At 30.6% G+C, this 17,185-nt stretch carries 13 protein-coding genes; 1 reads left to right on the top strand and 12 read right to left on the bottom strand.

What is annotated here, in order from left to right; genetic code table 11:
• Positions 1–570 precede the first annotated feature (570 nt).
• The 12 genes from HHU12_RS26520 to HHU12_RS26465 form a co-directional block, all read right to left on the bottom strand.
• Positions 571–1,332, bottom strand: coding sequence for a hypothetical protein (locus HHU12_RS26520; protein ID WP_169659765.1), 762 nt, complete (start codon positions 1,330–1,332; stop codon positions 571–573).
• Between the two features lie 165 nt (positions 1,333–1,497).
• Positions 1,498–1,791 carry a hypothetical protein gene (locus HHU12_RS26515; RefSeq protein ID WP_169659764.1) on the bottom strand — a complete coding sequence of 98 codons (294 nt, stop codon included), beginning with the start codon at positions 1,789–1,791 and terminating at the stop codon, positions 1,498–1,500.
• Positions 1,792–1,888: 97 nt separating this feature from the next.
• A complete protein-coding gene (locus HHU12_RS26510; protein WP_169659763.1) occupies positions 1,889–3,298 on the bottom strand; it encodes a leucine-rich repeat domain-containing protein in 1,410 nt (469 codons plus the stop codon).
• Positions 3,282–3,809, bottom strand: coding sequence for a hypothetical protein (locus tag HHU12_RS26505; protein WP_169659762.1), 528 nt, complete (start codon positions 3,807–3,809; stop codon positions 3,282–3,284). The genes HHU12_RS26510 and HHU12_RS26505 overlap by 17 nt, the downstream gene beginning before the upstream one ends.
• On the bottom strand, positions 3,802–5,214 hold the full coding sequence (locus HHU12_RS26500; RefSeq protein WP_169659761.1) for a leucine-rich repeat domain-containing protein: 1,413 nt from the start codon (positions 5,212–5,214) through the stop codon (positions 3,802–3,804). Before HHU12_RS26500 ends, HHU12_RS26505 begins: the two co-directional genes overlap by 8 nt.
• Positions 5,198–7,573 (bottom strand): hypothetical protein, encoded by a 2,376-nt coding sequence (locus tag HHU12_RS26495; protein WP_169659760.1) that lies wholly within the window; start codon positions 7,571–7,573, stop codon positions 5,198–5,200. The genes HHU12_RS26500 and HHU12_RS26495 overlap by 17 nt, the downstream gene beginning before the upstream one ends.
• A 29-nt stretch (positions 7,574–7,602) precedes the next feature.
• The gene (locus HHU12_RS26490) at positions 7,603–8,001 is read right to left on the bottom strand and encodes a hypothetical protein (RefSeq protein WP_169659759.1); all 399 of its coding nucleotides are present in this window, start codon (positions 7,999–8,001) and stop codon (positions 7,603–7,605) included.
• 38 nt (positions 8,002–8,039) lie between these two features.
• Entirely contained in the window at positions 8,040–9,119 is a 1,080-nt protein-coding gene (locus tag HHU12_RS26485) for a hypothetical protein (protein ID WP_169659758.1), read from the bottom strand.
• Between the two features lie 74 nt (positions 9,120–9,193).
• A complete protein-coding gene (locus tag HHU12_RS26480) occupies positions 9,194–9,508 on the bottom strand; it encodes a hypothetical protein (protein ID WP_169659757.1) in 315 nt (104 codons plus the stop codon).
• A gap of 411 nt (positions 9,509–9,919) precedes the next feature.
• Positions 9,920–10,315 (bottom strand): hypothetical protein, encoded by a 396-nt coding sequence (locus tag HHU12_RS26475; protein WP_169659756.1) that lies wholly within the window; start codon positions 10,313–10,315, stop codon positions 9,920–9,922.
• The gene (locus HHU12_RS26470) at positions 10,312–11,286 is read right to left on the bottom strand and encodes a hypothetical protein (RefSeq protein ID WP_169659755.1); all 975 of its coding nucleotides are present in this window, start codon (positions 11,284–11,286) and stop codon (positions 10,312–10,314) included. Before HHU12_RS26470 ends, HHU12_RS26475 begins: the two co-directional genes overlap by 4 nt.
• Positions 11,287–11,356: 70 nt before the next feature.
• Entirely contained in the window at positions 11,357–12,766 is a 1,410-nt protein-coding gene (locus tag HHU12_RS26465) for an ATP-binding protein (RefSeq protein WP_169659754.1), read from the bottom strand.
• 286 nt (positions 12,767–13,052) lie between these two features.
• Between HHU12_RS26465 and HHU12_RS26460 the strand changes: the two genes are divergently transcribed.
• Positions 13,053–17,165: a hypothetical protein gene (locus HHU12_RS26460; RefSeq protein ID WP_169659753.1), complete on the top strand. Its 4,113-nt coding sequence runs from the start codon at positions 13,053–13,055 to the stop codon at positions 17,163–17,165.
• Positions 17,166–17,185 lie beyond the last annotated feature (20 nt).

Here is a 17,185-nt window from a genome sequence, read left to right as displayed (position 1 = left end):
ATGAGAATTGATTTTTAGGGTTGAAGTTTGAATAAAAGGTCCAAGAGTAGGGTGGGAATTACTCTTGGGCTCGACACATTATCCTATATTTCCACAGTCTACAACTCTAAAGCTTATGCACAATTAAATTCATCTAAAGCATTAGAAGCAAGGAATAAAGCATTTGATAGGATTAAGGCAATGGAGGATATATTAAGTGGAAAAGAGACCGATGTAACACTCACTAAAGTTGATCTTCTCGAAAAAAGAAATTTAATTGAGAAATAAGAAGTAAATTAAGAGTTCAGAAGAAAAACGAGACAGCGTTCATCTGACACTCCCTTCATCTGACACTCCCGACACTCCCTGAAATTCATCTAAAGCTATGCACAACTGTATTTCTTTTAAGTTGTGCTAGTTCTTACAAAGCATTTGATAGTCCTTCTGCTTTTTTTGTTGGTACCATTACAAATTGAACAAAGCCGATAAAAAGTTTCTCGCTTTAAATCTTCTGAAAATTTAATTTCACTTTCTGATAAATCATAGTGAATGATCGTACCTTTAAAAACTTCAATTAAATCAGTGTTGGGTTTATTTTTCTTCTTCTTCTATTTCTATATAATTTAAGCCGTGAGGTTCTTCTTCATATGTAACCATTGGCATTAACCACATAGGATGGTAAGAAAAGTTCGGAAACAAATTTTTACCAGTACCCTGCCAGTAGTCATTATCATTTAATAAAGGTAATAATGTTTTAAGGTTAGAAGGAATATCTATTTTTTTCTGTGGAATAAATAATAACTCCTTTCTTCTTGGGTACTCTGTAATTTCCGTTTTGTAAACAATTTGATCTTTGTCTAAGACAATTCGTTTGCAAACATCAAAATGACTATCTAAAAGAAAAATATCTTGAAAAGGTAAATTAGCACCCTCAAACTTATCAGGCAAACCACCTAAAAAAATTAAAATATTTTCCTTTCGATAAAAAATAAAGAAACCAGGTATCCTTGAATATTCAATGATTCCTCCAAATATAATTATATTGGCATTGTATTGATATAGCCTAAAGAAAACTGATAATTCATATTTATTATTAAGACCAAAATTAACAGTTTCGTAATCACAGATTTTGTAAATACTATTACACCATATCTCAGTATCTTTTGTGAAAGGTAAGTTGAGGTTTTCAAGTGCTTTACTATCAGTAAGTTGAGTGTTGGCTCTGTAAGGTTTATATACATCTCTTTGATAAGCTTTAAAAATGTTTGTCCAGCTAATTTCATTTTGAGCATAGGTACAATTACAGTAAAGACAAAATAATAATGTCATTAGGAAAAATAGCTTATTTTTCATTTTTAAGAAATTTATTTCTGTTTTTTATATGACTTGGAGTAGGTTAAAATAAATTAACCGGATCGTCTTGTCCAGTCAATGCTGGAATTTTATCGGTAATTAAATCCGTTTTTATGATGTTATTCTCAGTATAGGTTTTACTCATACACAAAGCCTCTAAAATAATTACCATACCACATTTTCTAAATACTTAAATTCTTTAACACTAGAAGGTATCTTCGGAATAGGAGAAGTGATTTGTGAAATTGTGATGCATGATACAAAACCTTCTTTATTTTTACCACATACATGAAAAACATATTCACCAAGTTCTATTTCTAATTTTTTTATTATGTCGGCTTCATGTTTCAACCTTTCTTCCTTAGAAAGTTCTATTTGTGAGAAAGAATAGTTACTTATTGATAAAAGAATAAGGAGTAATACTATACTAACGTTATTTTTTCTATTTATGTAATTCATATTTGTAATAGACTGAAAATCTGCTTTTCATCATCATTAGTCTACGACTTAAGTCATATGCTAATGATGAAGTAGTAAACCACGATAATATCTAATATTATTCAATTCTTATTTTATCAGGTAAACCACACCTGTTTCTTTTCAGAATCAAAAATTCTCTAGGAAGCGATCTGATTGGATTATAATCTATAAGAATACATTTCAATTTTGGAGGGTTTAAGGCTTCAAGTGGAAGTGTTGTAAGTTCAGTTTGGTTGACGTTGATTTTTTCGATATTAGGAAGTTCGCAGAGTGCTTTTGGATAGGTCATTAGAGGGTTCATATTTAGTTCTATCTCTTTTAAGTTTTTTAGGTTTGCTAGCTTATCAGGGATGTCTTGAATTTTATTTCTTTTAATTGAAAGTTCTTCAAGACTATCTAATTCAAATACGAAATTTGGGATTTCTCCTAAATCTAAATAACCGATGTTTAATCTTTTAAGAGACTTTATCAGTCCTAATGATTCAGGAAGGTTCTTCAGGTTTGGACATTTTTGAATATATAAAGCTTCAAGTTTTTCCATTTTATGGAAATTAGAAGGAAAAGATCTAATATTAGAACCTTTTAAACCTAAACACTTAATACTTTTAGATTTATGAATATTAGTTGGCAGGGTACTAATATTAGTATCTTCCAAATAGATTGTTTCTAAGTTTGGTAGATCAACAATATAATCGGGTAGTTTTTCAATTTTAGTTTGATCTAGGAATATTACTCTTAATTTCTCTATTCCAACAATCCCTTTGAGTAATGTTTTAATAGGTGAAGCAGTAAGATCTAATCTTTTTAAATTTTTCAACTCAGAAATTTTTTCGGGAAGAGTAGTTAATGCAGTTTCCCTAGCATATAATTCTGTTAATTTTTTTAGGTTTCCTATTTCATTTGGGAATTTTTGTATTGCGTTTTTACTCATACTAAGGTATGACAAACTATCCATATCAGTAATAACACTTGGTAAATAAGAGAACTCATTTTTTTGAATTATCAGCTTTTTAATTTTCGGATACTTCAAACTTGGCGGTAAAACTGAAATCTTATTATCGTATAAATCTAATATTTCCAGTTTAGAGTTATGGAATTTATCAGGTATATTATCTATCTGATTAGAAGAAAGGTCTAAGAATTTCAAATGTTTAAATTCAAGAATAAATAAAGGGAATGAATCTAAATTTGATTCTGTAAAAATGAGTTCACTTATAAATTCGAACTCATTAATTTCTGTAGGTACCTCTTCAAGAGTTAATCCTGATATGTTAACCCCTGTTACAAATCCTAAGCTATCTTTTCTGAAAATATGTATTTCTTTAGGAAAAACGAATGTGTTTTCGAATATTTTAAGTAATTCAGCCTCCCTTGCTAATTTCTTTTTTATATCAGATTGAGCAAATGTATGATTAAACTTGACACTAATAGATAAGGTAAGTAAAAGACAGACGAATATTTGATAAGATTTATTTATGTAACTCATATTGATTTTTATTTTTGTCGTGATACATAGGAAGTAGTAGATATTTTGTCAAGAACATTATTTTTTTTGAATCACTCTGTACTTTCCATGTATCCTTCTTTATTGTTTTTTTGAAAAGATGTTTACTATCTTTATTAAAGTATTGATCTGCTTGCCCAAAATGCATTACAGGATTAATATCTCCAATTTCTAAAGAAGATGTATTCCAGACATACTTGTCATCCTTGACCTCAACCGCCCTCCTCAAACTTTCCGCAAAAGCATCAGCTACTACGACTAATTCCTTAATATGTTTTTTCACAAACTGATTCCACCCATTTGAAGTAAAGTATTGATTTCTTCCTTCTTTTGTATGGTATAGTGCGTAAGCTTGTTCACTACCACTGTTAAAATTGACGACTTCATCTTCATAATATTCTTTCGAAAAGCCATCTTTTCTTTTACTTGATGTATCTTTACTTTCCTTCAGATTATTGATGATCTGATAAAATTCCTTCTCAATATTATTCAATTCTTATTTTATCAGGTAAACCACACCTGTTTTTTTTCAGAATCAAAAATTCTCTTGGTAATGATCTAATAGGGTTATAATATATCTGAATACATTTCAATTTTGGAGGGTTTAAGGCTTCAAGTGGGAGTGTTGTAAGTTCAGTTTGGTTGACGTTGATTTTTTCGATATTAGGAAGTTCACAGAGTGCTTTTGGATAAGTCATTAGAGGGTTCATATTTAGTTCTATTTCTTTTAAGTTTTTTAGGTTTGCTAGTTCATCAGGGATGGATCGAAGTTTATTTCTCTTAAGAGATAGCTTTTCTAAGCTATCTAGCTCAAAAATGAAGTTTGGAACTTTACCAAGTTCGAGGTAATTTAAGCTAAGTCTTTTTAAATTTTTTAACCCTGATAGGTTATCAGGTAATGACTTAATATTTGGACATGAACCAATATATAACATTTCGAGTTTAGACATTTTGTGAAAGTTTTTAGGAAAAGAGGAAATAGCAGTGTTTTCAATTCTTAAACCTCTTAAACTTTCAAACTCATGGAAATTTTCAGGTAGCTTTTTTATATTCGAACTTTTCAAAGCAAGGAAGTTTAACTTGGGTAAATTAATGATGTAGTCAGGGAGTTCCTCAATTTTAGTACTATTCAAATTTAGGTACTCTAAACTTTTCAAACCTTGAATCCCTTTAGGTAAAGAATTGATAGGTGAAGCATCTAGTACAAGCTTTTTTAAATTTTTCAACTCAGAAATCCCTTCGGGAAGAGTAGTTAATGCAGTTTCTTGTGCTGTAATTATTCTTAATTTTTTAAGATTTCCAATTTCATTAGGAAGGTATTTAAAAGGGTTTCCTCCAATAGCTAAAGAATCAAGATATTGCATTTTAGTAATGGCTTTTGGAAACTCAGGAATATTATTAGCACCTATATTGAGAGTTTTTATTTTTGAATTTCCAATACTAGAAGGTAAAGTTGTAAGCTGGTTTCCTGCTAGATTCAAAAACTCGATTGGTGAACTTTCGAAGTTATCAGGTATTGACTTTATATTATTGGTAAATAATCTAACAATTTTAAGGTAATCTAATTCTAAGATAAAAACAGGGAATTCTTCTAAACCAATACTAAATGCATTAAAATTTTCTAGATACTTAAATTCTTTAACACTAGAAGGTATTTTTGGTATAGGAGAAGTGATTTGTGAAATTGTGATGCATGATACAAAACCTTCTTTATTTTTACCACATACATGAAAAACATATTCACCAAGTTCTATTTCTAATTTTTTTATTATGTCGGCTTCATGTTTCAACCTTTCTTCCTTAGAAAGTTCTATTTGTGAGAAAGAATAGTTACTTATTGATAAAAGAATAAGGAGTAATACTATTATTGTATTATTTTTTCTATTTATATAATTCATATTTGTTTTTATTATTATCATGGTACATTGGAAGTAATAAGTATTTTGTTAAGAATTTTATTTTTACAATATCATTAAGTACCGGCCATGCATTCTTATCAAAAATTACACGCATTGGATTTGGATTTTTAGAAGTTAAAATTTGATCTAACTTTCCAAAATGCATTTCAGGATTAATACCGCCAATCTCCAAAGATGATGTATTCCAGATATAACTATCACCATCTTTTTCAACAGCCCCTCTCAAACTTTCCGCAAAAGCATCAGCAACTACGACTAATTCCTTAATATGTTTTTTCACAAACTGATTCCACCCATTTGAAGTAAAGTATTGATTTCTTCCTTCTTTTGTATGGTATAGTGCGTAAGCTTGTTCACTACCACTGTTAAAATTGACGACTTCATCTTCATAATATTCTTTCGAAAAGCCATCTTTTCTTTTACTTGGAGTATCTTTACTTTTTTCCAGATCATTTATGATTGGATAAAATTCGCTGGCAATTACTTCTACTTCTTCGGCTCCGTCTTTGTTGTTTTGATGACTAAAGTAGACGTTGGCAATTTTATAAATATTATAGGAAGGTTGCCCATCAAAATATGTGACAAATGTTTCATTTCTCGTAAACCCTGCATTAATAGTAGCACTCACTTGTTGACTATTCAGCATATCGAAGACAGAAACCAGCATTTTTTGGTCCTGATTTTCTGAGGATGTTTTATTGCTATTATTTTTTGATGTCGTTTTATTTCCTGATTTATTATCCGCTCCTTTTGTTTTTTTATTCCCTTTCAATTTCTTAAATCCTGCCAGTAAAGAGGTGGAGACTCCTGCAGCACCAAAAAGTGACCAGCAAGAATGAGAAAGTTTCCATTCATAGTTTTCAAATGTCCATTCAGATGAGAATCTACAGCTAGCATCAAGATCTAGTATTGGAATCAAAGATGTAAGATGTGTAATACCATTTGAACTTGAAGTCAATGCAACCGCAGTATAATCTTTAAGCTGCTCTAATTCTTTTAGTTCTTTGGTCAACCCATCGGCTTTTAATTTTGAAGTATCGTCAAAAATTTTGTAAAGCCATTTATAGGTTACTTCGTTTAAAGATTGTGAGAAGTCAGCTTCTCCTGCTTCCCAATCATAATCATTAAATACTGCTTTTAAAGCATTGATTTTATTATCACCTTCTAAAGCATTACTTTCTAGTACTTTATTGATAAAATCAGATCCAAGATAAATGCCCATCGGAATGTTCATTTCAATATTTAATCGATTGCTTTTTTTCAATTCATATTTTTCGGGATCATCTTCTGAGTGTTCCATTCGATAATCATCTTCGAATTGTCCCACCTGATAATTCATGTTAAGACTATATGCACTTGTAAAAATTTTTTCAACTTTTTTTACTAATGGAGACTCTGTAATCTTTTCTTTCTTTTTCTTTATCCATTGTTCAGCTCCATAAATTTTTTTCCCAATTTTATTCGTTTTCTTAAGTTGTTGAGCTAACAACATTAAAGTTTCACATACTATTTGATAATTCTCATGCATAAGGTTAATCAAGGGTTCTTTCTTAATTTTTTCATTGAGATCATCATAATCATATTTCCATAGAAACTTTAAGGACTCCAAACCAAATAAGATATTATATGAACCTTCAATGATTAGGTCAATAATAAATTGGAGTAAATTATTTTCAATAAGGGTGGCTTCTGACTCTTGTGGAACAACTGTTCTTTCAACCTTTTTCCCCCCAGTTTGCCAATCGATAATTTCTTTCAGAGATTTTAAACCTAAAAGTTTGTCTGTAGTGCTTTGTCCTTCCTTGTTATTTACTTTTTGGTAAGGTAAGGCTACTTTTTGTGTATATGTTGTAGTTTCTCCATCATTTACAGAGCCACCCATACGAACATTTCTATAATACGGTTTATGTAACAGGTCCCAATAAGCATTTTCGGTTTTCCAAAATTGATCTCTTATTTCTTTGGGAATAGCCTCTATACCACTGTCGAATATTAAATCAAGATCAAACCAGTCCAAAAAAGAATTAGCGATATCTTTTATTGCGCTTAATCGATCTTTGGTTTGTTTGTAAATATAGTATTTGTAAGCATTGGTAAGAAAAATATAGTGAGCAAGAAAATGAGCTAGAGAATCAAAAGTACCTTCTAATAAAGTGAAATTGCCATCGAAACTAACATCATCAAGTTTTAGTAGTTCATTGTCTTTATCATCTTTCACTTCAAGGTCTAAAAAGACATCAGTTTTATTCTTAAGCTCTACAACAAATTGACGATTTGTATTTTGTTTTAAAATAAGTGAAAGTACAAAGTCCACTGAAAACTCACTGCCATCAGTCAAAGTGATTTTTTTAGTATTATTCTTATTATTTACTTTAACGGTATTTTTAGTACTCTTATTTCCTTTTTTCTTTCATTTAGAAAAGCGTTTAACATTTCACCAGTTAGAGATAGATCTAAGGCTAGATCAATAGAGATTTCATAAGGACCATCGTTCATTCCTATCTCATTCAACTCCTTAGCGAAATTCGTTAAAGTATTATCATTGTTTCTTGTATTATCTTTTTCATATTCACGGGTATTTTTATATAGGTTACTTTTGGAATTGTCATACAACACCCTGCCACAACTATAAATCAAAATATGTCCATCCCCAAAATATTCAGCCGTCTCGTTGGTGCCAAAAGAATTTTCATCAATAAAAAGTCGAACAGGATTATTTGTCTTTTTGTTGTATACTTTTCTTCCTTGTAATAATGGTTTTTTCATCTCTCTATATTCATTATTACATCTTCTAACCAATTCTATTAATTCATCTTGTAATTGTAAGAATCTTCTCCTGAGTTTTTTTCCGAATAAAGTGTACTGGATAAGCTAAGTACTTTATTCATCTCAGTTTGAGTAGCAAAATGGAAATATAAAATGTTAGTATTGTTTTCTTTGAATACCGTTAATTCTTCATAATCATTTTGTTTATTATTTTGATCGAAAAATTTATTACGAATTAATATTTCAAATTCACCTTTCTTCAACCCATCAGCATTTGGAATAATTTTTCCTGCTTTACCACCATACGACTCATCGTACCCCATATGGTCTTTTGCAAAATCTTGTTTTGTATGAATAGTGTTTGCTCGTGTTTTAGCATTCGAAAATAATAATCTTTTGGCGAGATAACGTTGTTCAGGAGTTTTAGCCACAAATACATTTTTCACATATTCCTTTAAGTGCTCTTTCCATATAGTATAAGAACAAAGGTCTATTTGGATTGGCAGTGCTTGACTGGGTACTATATTGCGGGTTTCTTCGTCTTTGGTTTCCCTCATAAAACGAATTTTAAGTCCCTCATCAGCTTTTTCCAGAACTCCATTGTAATCATTCGACCTATCATATTTCTCTAGGAAATTCTTGAGCTTATCATTTATTTTAGATTGTTCTTCAAATCCTTCATTCACAAACCTTCTCTCTATACTAATATTAGGTGCTGTTAGTAATGGATAATCATGCACAGTAGTCATATCTGTGGCCATTTTATCTTTCATTACATTGCTCTTTGCCTCATCTGTCAAAAGAGTCACCTTATAGAGATTGTCACCACTAAACTTCTCATCACTATCAAACATATCATGATTTATGCTTAAAAAGGCTATATTTCGTTCTACCGCTTCAAAATAATTAAGAAGAGCATTGAGCGAGTGGTTAGAATTCATTGTTCTATGATGATGGAAAGCAAGCATGTTTCTTTCTCCACCACGGGGTTCATAGAAATATAAAGTATTATCTGCTGTTGTTTGTAATTGTTCTAATACTTTAAATTGGTACAGGTAGTTGTAAAATTCAGATGAAAAACTAATATAACTCTTTGACCCCAACTGTGCTACTCCCAATTCTTGAGTAGTAGCAAAATAGTGTGCAAGTCGTTCTGCTTGATCGTTTACATCTTTATATGATAAATCGGAGATTAATTCAATATCATTTTTGCCCCTTTGATAGGAGTTATGAGTTCAAGGAAAATACCTTCTTTTCTGATATATAATATAAAATGTCCTGCTTTTCTAGTTGAGGTAGGGTGTTTATCATTAGTATTTGAAATACTTTTTACTTTTCCTTCAGGTTCCACATAAACCTCACTTTCCCCATTTCTTTCCTTTATAAGATTATCATAGTATTGATTAGCTTCTTCCAAGTTTTGGGGTTCAGTATTGTAATTACCATCATAATTGGTATTACTTTTTTTCTTTTGCTCTAAACGTTGTTCTTTTTCTCTAATTTGCATAATATTTATAGCTAGCTTTAAATAAATTTATTGTACCATTTTTCATGGCTTTTTAATCATAAGAGGGTATTTATCATTTGTTTATTTTAGTACAAAATTAATTATGGTTATGAATAACTTTGACTTATTAGAACTTTTCAATCTAATTCTTTTAAGAGTTGCTTTATTACAACACCTGCCCACATTGAACAGAACTTCTTGGATTTGCAACATTAATTTTTTATTGATACTTCTATCTCTACATATTTTAAACCGTAGAGTGCTTATTAATTTTTAACAGCTTAGGATTGAAATAATAGTTTAGAAACAACTTTTTACCTGTACACAAAGCCTCTAAAAATAATTACCGTATCACAGATCTAATGGTTTCAGTTACTCTGAAAGCATTTCTGTTCAGGTTTGAGGTCCTCGTTATTGATAAATGGGATGCGGTGAAGGATCAACAATAAACTTCACTAGTGAATCAATATAAAAAATATTGCACTCACCATTTATGCAGTGAAATATATTATAATCATCTAAAAGTATCATTTCCAAAGTATCTTCTGTGCATTTTACAGGAATAACCCTATACTCAAAAGTAAAAGCGAAATCCAAATTATAGGAATCATTTCTAATTGAATCAAAAGTATTCTTACATTCTTCATAATCTTCTAAATTAAAGAGTATTGAGAGGTCCTCTTCTACATATTTTTTTTCAACATTAATTACATTCATATAATCTTTTTGAGCCGACTTTTCTTCAAATCTTAATTGAATAAGAAAAGCAACGATAACTAGTAAAATAACAATTAATAAATTTTTCATTTTAATTCAATTAGCTCATCAAAAAGTGGAGTTTCACCATTATATGTATTTTTATCAATTTTGAGTCCCATTTTTAGCCACTCATCTCTATATTTATCGTATACTTTATCGGAAAGTTTTTTTACTTCTAAACGGAATTGAGCTTCGAGTTCTTCTGATACTTCTGTTCTGTTGAATATAGCTTCAAAATATTTTTTTATTATGGAGTTAAGTTGCCCATCAAATTTTTTGCCATTAAAATTTAAAAGGAATTTTCTTTCATAGCTATTGTGATTCTTTTGATGAATATATTTTGCAATAGAGTATTCATCCTTTTTACCTTCAGATTTTGCTAAATCGTACAAAACGAACATTTTTGCAACTTTTGCCTCAGTTTCTATTTGAAGTGCTTTTTCATAATAATCCTTACTAATATATTGAAGTGCATGAAAAAGTTCTTCAAATATTGTACTCTCTGTAAATCCATTAGCTGGTTTTTTTTTATGTGGAACTTGAAGTTTTATCTTATGAGGATTGAAAAGATGTCCTTCAGGGAAAATTATCCCGTCTTCTGCGTGCTTAAAATAACCATTTTCTCCAGTTACCAAGGCAGAATTCAAATCTCTTTTTTCTGAAATAACAATATATTCATCATAGGAATTTAAATGATCAAGTACTTTTAAAAAAAGATCATTTTTACTTAAAGTTTTAATAACTGAATTATATTTTGGTAGGTTTTCAACTAATGTTGGTTTAATTACTTTATCATTTTCTGGATAGTCATTTAATTTCGATACCGGACCTTGTTCAGACTGCTTTGTAAGGTTATTGATGTCAGATTCTGATTCATAATTATTTCTTTCCTTAATTATTTTATCATAGTAGTTGTTGATATCTTCCAAGTCTTGAGGCCCAAAACTGTAATTACTATTATGATAGTTATCATTTTTTTTCTTCTGTTCTAAACGTTGTTCTTTTTCTCTAGTTGGCATAATAGATAGTGAAGTTAGTTAAAGTATATCCTTTATTTTTTTTGAATTAAAATGTGATTTATAATCATGTTTACATCACCTGTCCACTATGAACAGCACTTCTACCCATACGTTGCTCCATAAGAATAGCACCAGGAGCATCATCATCACATTCCATAAATTTAGAATCTCTTTTATAATACTCTGACTGCATAATGGGTTTTAGAATTTCTAGTGTGATTTCAGTGGTGTCATAGTAAAAGGATTCAAAAATAAAATTAGACATGATGGAAGCAATATTTGCACCTGTGAGCTGATAACTTTTTGCAAGCTTATCTAAGACTCCCGGTGCAAAAGTATAACCTTTAGGTATGTTTTTAGACCACAATTCTTTTCTTTGTTTTTCTAATGGAAAAGGGAACTCAATCAACGCACTGATTCTTCTCAGCATGGCTTTATCGAGGTGAGAACGAATATCTTTAACGTTAGAAGCTAAAACTACAATCCCTCTAAAGTTTTCAAGTCTTTGCAGTAAATAAGACATCTCTTGATTGGCATATTTATCTTTAGTGTCTTTGATCTCTTCCGTTCTTTTTGCAAAAATACTATCTGCTTCATCTATAAAGAGTACACAATCTCTCCCTTCCAATCTTGAAAAGACACGTTCCATGGCTTTTTCAAAGTCACCCACATATCTTGAAAGAACTCTCGAAAAATCTAAGCCGTAAGCAGGTAGGCCAAAGAGTTTTCCCATGGTTGTAGCTGTTAGAGATTTTCCCGTTCCTGGCGAACCTGTAAATACAACAATTTGACTTTCCCTTATGTATTTTTTTAAATCTTTTCTTCCCAAAATTCTATTCCTTACCTCCATCATTCGTAGCGTAGGTTTTAGGTCATCATATGTTTTATCTGATAAAACCACCTCTTCAAAAGTAAGCTTCGATGAAAGTAAACGTGCAGGGAAATCAGGCTCATGATCTAAACGAGGAGAATCACCTCCTAAAATAAAGTTGGTGAAAGTGGGGACAACTTTCGGAGTTAGATTAATATAGTTTCCTTCTTTAACTGATTCTGAAGAGCTGTATTCAATAATGCCAAACTTATTAAAAGGATGTTGAGGGTGTGTAAGTTGTAAGTACCTTTCCATACGTCGTTCTTCAGGATGAAATAGGCCTAAAAACGTTTTTAATGAAGGAAGGAATTCTCCATTTTTAATTAACTCACCACCATATAGATTTCTTATTTCTGATCTTTTAAAGTGGTTGAAAATAGGGTCAAAATACCCCTTTTGGAATTCCGTACAGTGTGCAAAAGTTAGAAAAAAGATATCGTCCTGAGATAGGTTATATTGTTTTACCAGCTTTTCTAAATTACTGCCTTGAGGTGGAGATATAGGAGTAGGGAGTAGAAGTTCATCCTCTTTATTTAGTTTAAACTCAATATGTTTTTCAACATACTCTAAAAAGTCTTCCAACGCTTGCTTATGTTTTGATTCTACCATGATAGAAGTTTGATTTAGCTATATATTAATAGATAGTTTGCGTAAATATTGTGAAAATTAATGATTTTATATTCTTTTTTGTGGGGAAACTTTAACTTTTGTAAGTTTACATAGTCTTAAAAAGTGAAATTAACTGAAGCATTATACAAGGATTTTAGTTCTTCATGATTGAGACATACTCATCTTTGTCTTTTGAATAAAATCTTTGTTGTGATGATAACGATAAAATATTAAGGCCCGAATAGCTCTTTAAATCTTAAAACTGAAAGCAAACAAAAATTTAACTATGCCTACATATAATTTCCGAGATAATACATATGATTATCTTAAAGAAGAAAACCATGAGGATGAGCATAATGAGGATGAATTGATTTCTTCAGATCGACTCCCAACAGCAGAAGAGATTGATGAGATTGTAAAATATCTTGAATCCATATTTTGGAATGACTTACAGCTTCCGCAAGAAACAAGTTCAGGTATATGGAAACTTGACTTTTTTATTACCTTAATAGACTTACTCAGGGGTGTCTACTATGAAAATGGTAGTGAAACTATTTTAGAAGGTATTAGAAGTATTGGGAACAAGCCTGAAATAATGAGAATGATAAAAGATGGATATTTTTCAAAGTATACAGAAAAACTGAATCATCATCTTTATCAATTTGCCAAAAGACAGACATTAGGTAAAACCATTTTTAGAATTTTTGCGAGTACTGAGTTAGACGGTGTTGATATTGCATATGATGAATTATGTCTTTCAATATATAATCAATTAAAAAACTTTAACCGTAATCAAGAAGATTTCTTCTTAGATGATGATGAAACGATTACTCCTCAAAGGTATGAAGGAATTTCAGAACACATCAAAGAATTATTATTAAAACTAGAACTCAACCCTATAAGTGTAAAGAAAATACAGCAAAGATATACACAGCTTTTTCATGAAGACTTAATTGAAAGATTGGTGGAAGTGGGGATATATGAAACAGTTGAGTGGACACTTCCAAATGCTTTTATTTATGAGCTTGAAAACTTAGATAAGAGATCGCTTAAGGTAGACGATTTTAATATTGAGCTAAAACTCGAAGATAAAATAGAGGATCTACACCTTATTGTGAGTAGAGGAATTCCGAAAGAAAAGATGGATAATCATCCTTTTATCAGTGATGAATTTTTACAATTGATGTCATCTCTTATTCAGGAGGAACTGACAGAAGCAAACCCTTTTGAAAGCGAATTCAAATCTTTTAGTTTTCGAAATCCAGCAATTTTTACTGGAGAGTTAATCAATGAGGAAACAGAAGGAGTCAAAATAGACTACTTATTTGAGGTTTTAGAAGAATTGGCACGTAAAGATAAGGTACTATATGATTTTGAACTTTTTAAGCAAGAGGCTACTGAGGCTAGACGAACACATATTCAGAATACACCTAAACCAATTGACTATAACTCTTTAGCAAAGGGACTTCATAATGTAATTCATAAAACTGCCTTTACAACAAATGAGGATGTGATATCCTTTTATAGTATGTTGTTACAGTTGCCATCTGCCCTTACTTTTTCAAGTACAGTCATATCATTAATACATTTGTTCGATAAAATAATAACGAAAAAGAATGTGCCTCTTCTCAGTTTAATTCAGCAAATAACGAATCATCCCGCTTCTCTTGAAAAGTTAAATGATACGTATATTTCTTTATTTGAAGGTTTAGGATTTAGTAATGAATTGGAAGAGGTTTTATTAAGGCAAGAGTGGCGTCTCCGTTTACTGTTGCCAGATTTTTCTGAAGATGAAATAAAAGTTCAAGATATAGAAAATGAATCATTAGCACTTTATTCATTACTTAATGAATATAAAACAGAGGTTATCAAAAGTAGTATTCCATTAGGTGAGCAGAAGGATGTTGATCAGGAGGAACAAGAGGAAGTAGATCTTACCCAGAAAATGAAAAACAGGCTTGATGAGGTATGTTTGCTGATTGAACGGTTTTCAGACAAAGCAGATCATTGGAGGGTGCTTACTAATTATTTTATGTTGGTGTATGGAAAGTCTGTTTCAGTGATGATAGAAAAGGCCGGCATTTTAAATGATATTTCAGCATTACTACCATTTCCTTTTGTAAACAAAGAATATAATATTCATGCTTCTAGTGATAAAAAGACAACGCTTAAGTCGATCATAGAGGAAAACAAGAGGAGAGCTGAGCAATATCCTAATTTTCATTGTAATGGAAGCATTCTTCAAAATGAGGAGGGTGTATACTATTACTTATTAGCAAAAGGAGATACTTTAGAAGCTGTTAGCCAAAGTTTATGTTGTAGTTTGGATAGTATCCAAAAAGTGAACAATTGGGAAAGTATTCAATTAGAAACTAGTGAAATTACCACATCGCTACAAACCACCCTACTTCAACAAGAACAGCAAATTTTATTGCCTTATCACTATAATGTTCCTAACGGAGTCAACTATTATCAGTCTTGTTATAGTACTGAAAAAAAAGACGTGGAATTTATGAATGTAAAAAGTGAAGAAGAAGGAACTAAAACATTGTCAATTTATCTTAGTAGAGAGGAAGAGCTATTAAAAAAGTTACATCCTATAACGAGTTCAATTAGTAACAGTAAAGATAGAACAGGTGTACAGTTCGAGTTGCGAATTCAAATATATGCTAAATTATTGGGTGTTTTTAAGATAAACGCCTCAAGAACCAAGGGTTTGTCAACAGATTTTGATATTAAATTTATTTTCTCATTTCTAGAAGTAGATGAAAATCAAAAAGGTAATTTTGATGCAGAGGCACTAAAAAGTAAAAGTTTTGATAATTCATTTGCTTTGTTCAATACTCTAAATGGTTCTTTCCAATCATTAGAGCATTTTTTAGTCTACCTTCAGCTTATACTATTTCAACATTTTGGAGAAGAAAAAAAGGCAAATAATGAAGTTACTTTTTTATTGTCTCCAGAAGAATGGGATAAAGGGATTCTTGCGTTATTGTCAACTGGATATCATCGAAAAGTGCATAACACAAGGTTTGTACAAGGTAGTTCAGTCATTGAAGGCTTAAAAGAGACCGATTTAGTGGTGATGAATACTGTACAGCATTACAAAGCTGGTGAGTACAATGTTAAAACGGGATGGAATAAAAAAAGTCTCCGTAAGATCTTATTTAATAAAGAAAGACGTTATGGCAAAGAGAAAAACATAGAGCAATCTGATCTTAAATATGTTTATATGTCAGATTTGGAACTTACAGATGGTAGTGCAATAATAGAAATTGTAAATAGAATAAGTGACTTTTCAGGTAAGGAGTCAGGCCTTTCGATTTCGATTAAGTTGAGTTCTGATATTGAGATGTCATTGGAAGAAGTTTTAAAAATGGATAATAGATTATTTGTCTATTTTTCAGAATATATTCAGAAAAGAGTTTCAGAAATTGTTAAACAGCTGAATACGCATCAGAATACACTCAAAGGGTGTTTTGATTACCTTGTGGATGAGACTCAAAATACGATATCTAACAAAATTAATTCTATAAAGAAAGCTATTCTAAAAGGTAATAATGAAGGTGATGTTACAATTTCTTCCACCACTTTAATAACTTATATTCAATTGAGATTTGAAGGAGAGAAAATACATCTCAATACTTTAAGCTTGTCTGTAAAAGGAGAATTGGATTATTCTACTCAATTGGATAAAATGAATGGTAGTGTAATCAAAGAGTTAAAGCTAATTGAGTATACCGATGCTAACAGTTTAAAAACAATTTCGTCTATTTTTAATAAAATTAATTCGGATTATACCTTCAAGCATCTAGAGAGTGAAAAACAGTTAGAAAGTATTAAATCTAGCTCCGTAGATGAGATGAAGCTATTACAAAATAAACCATTTCATAAGCTTCTAAAGGTATATGGATTAAGGGCTGGAGTTCAAGAACTAGATTATTCACTATTACAGCTAACAATAAATGAATGGGAAAAATATCTCCTAGATTATAAAAGGAATGATAATATTGATTTGATTGACATCGATGAAATCATCCATACAATGGTCGATGAATTAAAGCAACCTCTGAAAGATTATGCAAAAGAAATGAATGGTAAGCTAAAAAATGCTTCATGGTCACGGATTAAGTTGAGTAGTTTAAATGTACAGCAATGTGAATACTATTTGGGCAGTATTGACGAAATAGTAAAGATGCTGATGAACAAACCTCAAAAAATGAGTGATCAAAAGTTTTATCCATCTACAGTTTTATTGGATTTAAAGCATAGAAATATCTCTCAATTTTTATTCAAGGTATTAAATGGAGCAACAATAAATCAATTAAGAAAGCCTTTTGCTCAAGATATATTATTTCCATTGTTTATAGAGCAACAAGTTAGTAAATCAGTCTATTAAGCAGTTGCACATTTAAAATT

The organism is Flammeovirga aprica JL-4 (assembly GCF_012844305.1).
GTDB lineage: Bacteria > Bacteroidota > Bacteroidia > Cytophagales > Flammeovirgaceae > Flammeovirga > Flammeovirga aprica.
Note: the sequence above shows the minus strand (reverse complement) of the source record. Positions and strands in the feature narration are given on the sequence as shown.

What these genes read in the sequence shown, in the direction of transcription:
- HHU12_RS26520 (WP_169659765.1), bottom strand. Translation starts at nt 1,332, where the DNA reads ATGAAAAATAAGCTATTTTTCCTAATGACATTATTATTTTGTCTTTAC.
- HHU12_RS26515 (WP_169659764.1), bottom strand. Translation starts at nt 1,791, where the DNA reads ATGAATTACATAAATAGAAAAAATAACGTTAGTATAGTATTACTCCTT.
- HHU12_RS26510 (WP_169659763.1), bottom strand. Translation starts at nt 3,298, where the DNA reads ATGAGTTACATAAATAAATCTTATCAAATATTCGTCTGTCTTTTACTT.
- HHU12_RS26500 (WP_169659761.1), bottom strand. Translation starts at nt 5,214, where the DNA reads ATGAATTATATAAATAGAAAAAATAATACAATAATAGTATTACTCCTT.
- HHU12_RS26490 (WP_169659759.1), bottom strand. Translation starts at nt 8,001, where the DNA reads ATGAAAAAACCATTATTACAAGGAAGAAAAGTATACAACAAAAAGACA.
- HHU12_RS26480 (WP_169659757.1), bottom strand. Translation starts at nt 9,508, where the DNA reads ATGCAAATTAGAGAAAAAGAACAACGTTTAGAGCAAAAGAAAAAAAGT.
- HHU12_RS26475 (WP_169659756.1), bottom strand. Translation starts at nt 10,315, where the DNA reads ATGAAAAATTTATTAATTGTTATTTTACTAGTTATCGTTGCTTTTCTT.
- HHU12_RS26470 (WP_169659755.1), bottom strand. Translation starts at nt 11,286, where the DNA reads ATGCCAACTAGAGAAAAAGAACAACGTTTAGAACAGAAGAAAAAAAAT.
- HHU12_RS26465 (WP_169659754.1), bottom strand. Translation starts at nt 12,766, where the DNA reads ATGGTAGAATCAAAACATAAGCAAGCGTTGGAAGACTTTTTAGAGTAT.
- HHU12_RS26460 (WP_169659753.1), top strand. Translation starts at nt 13,053, where the DNA reads ATGCCTACATATAATTTCCGAGATAATACATATGATTATCTTAAAGAA.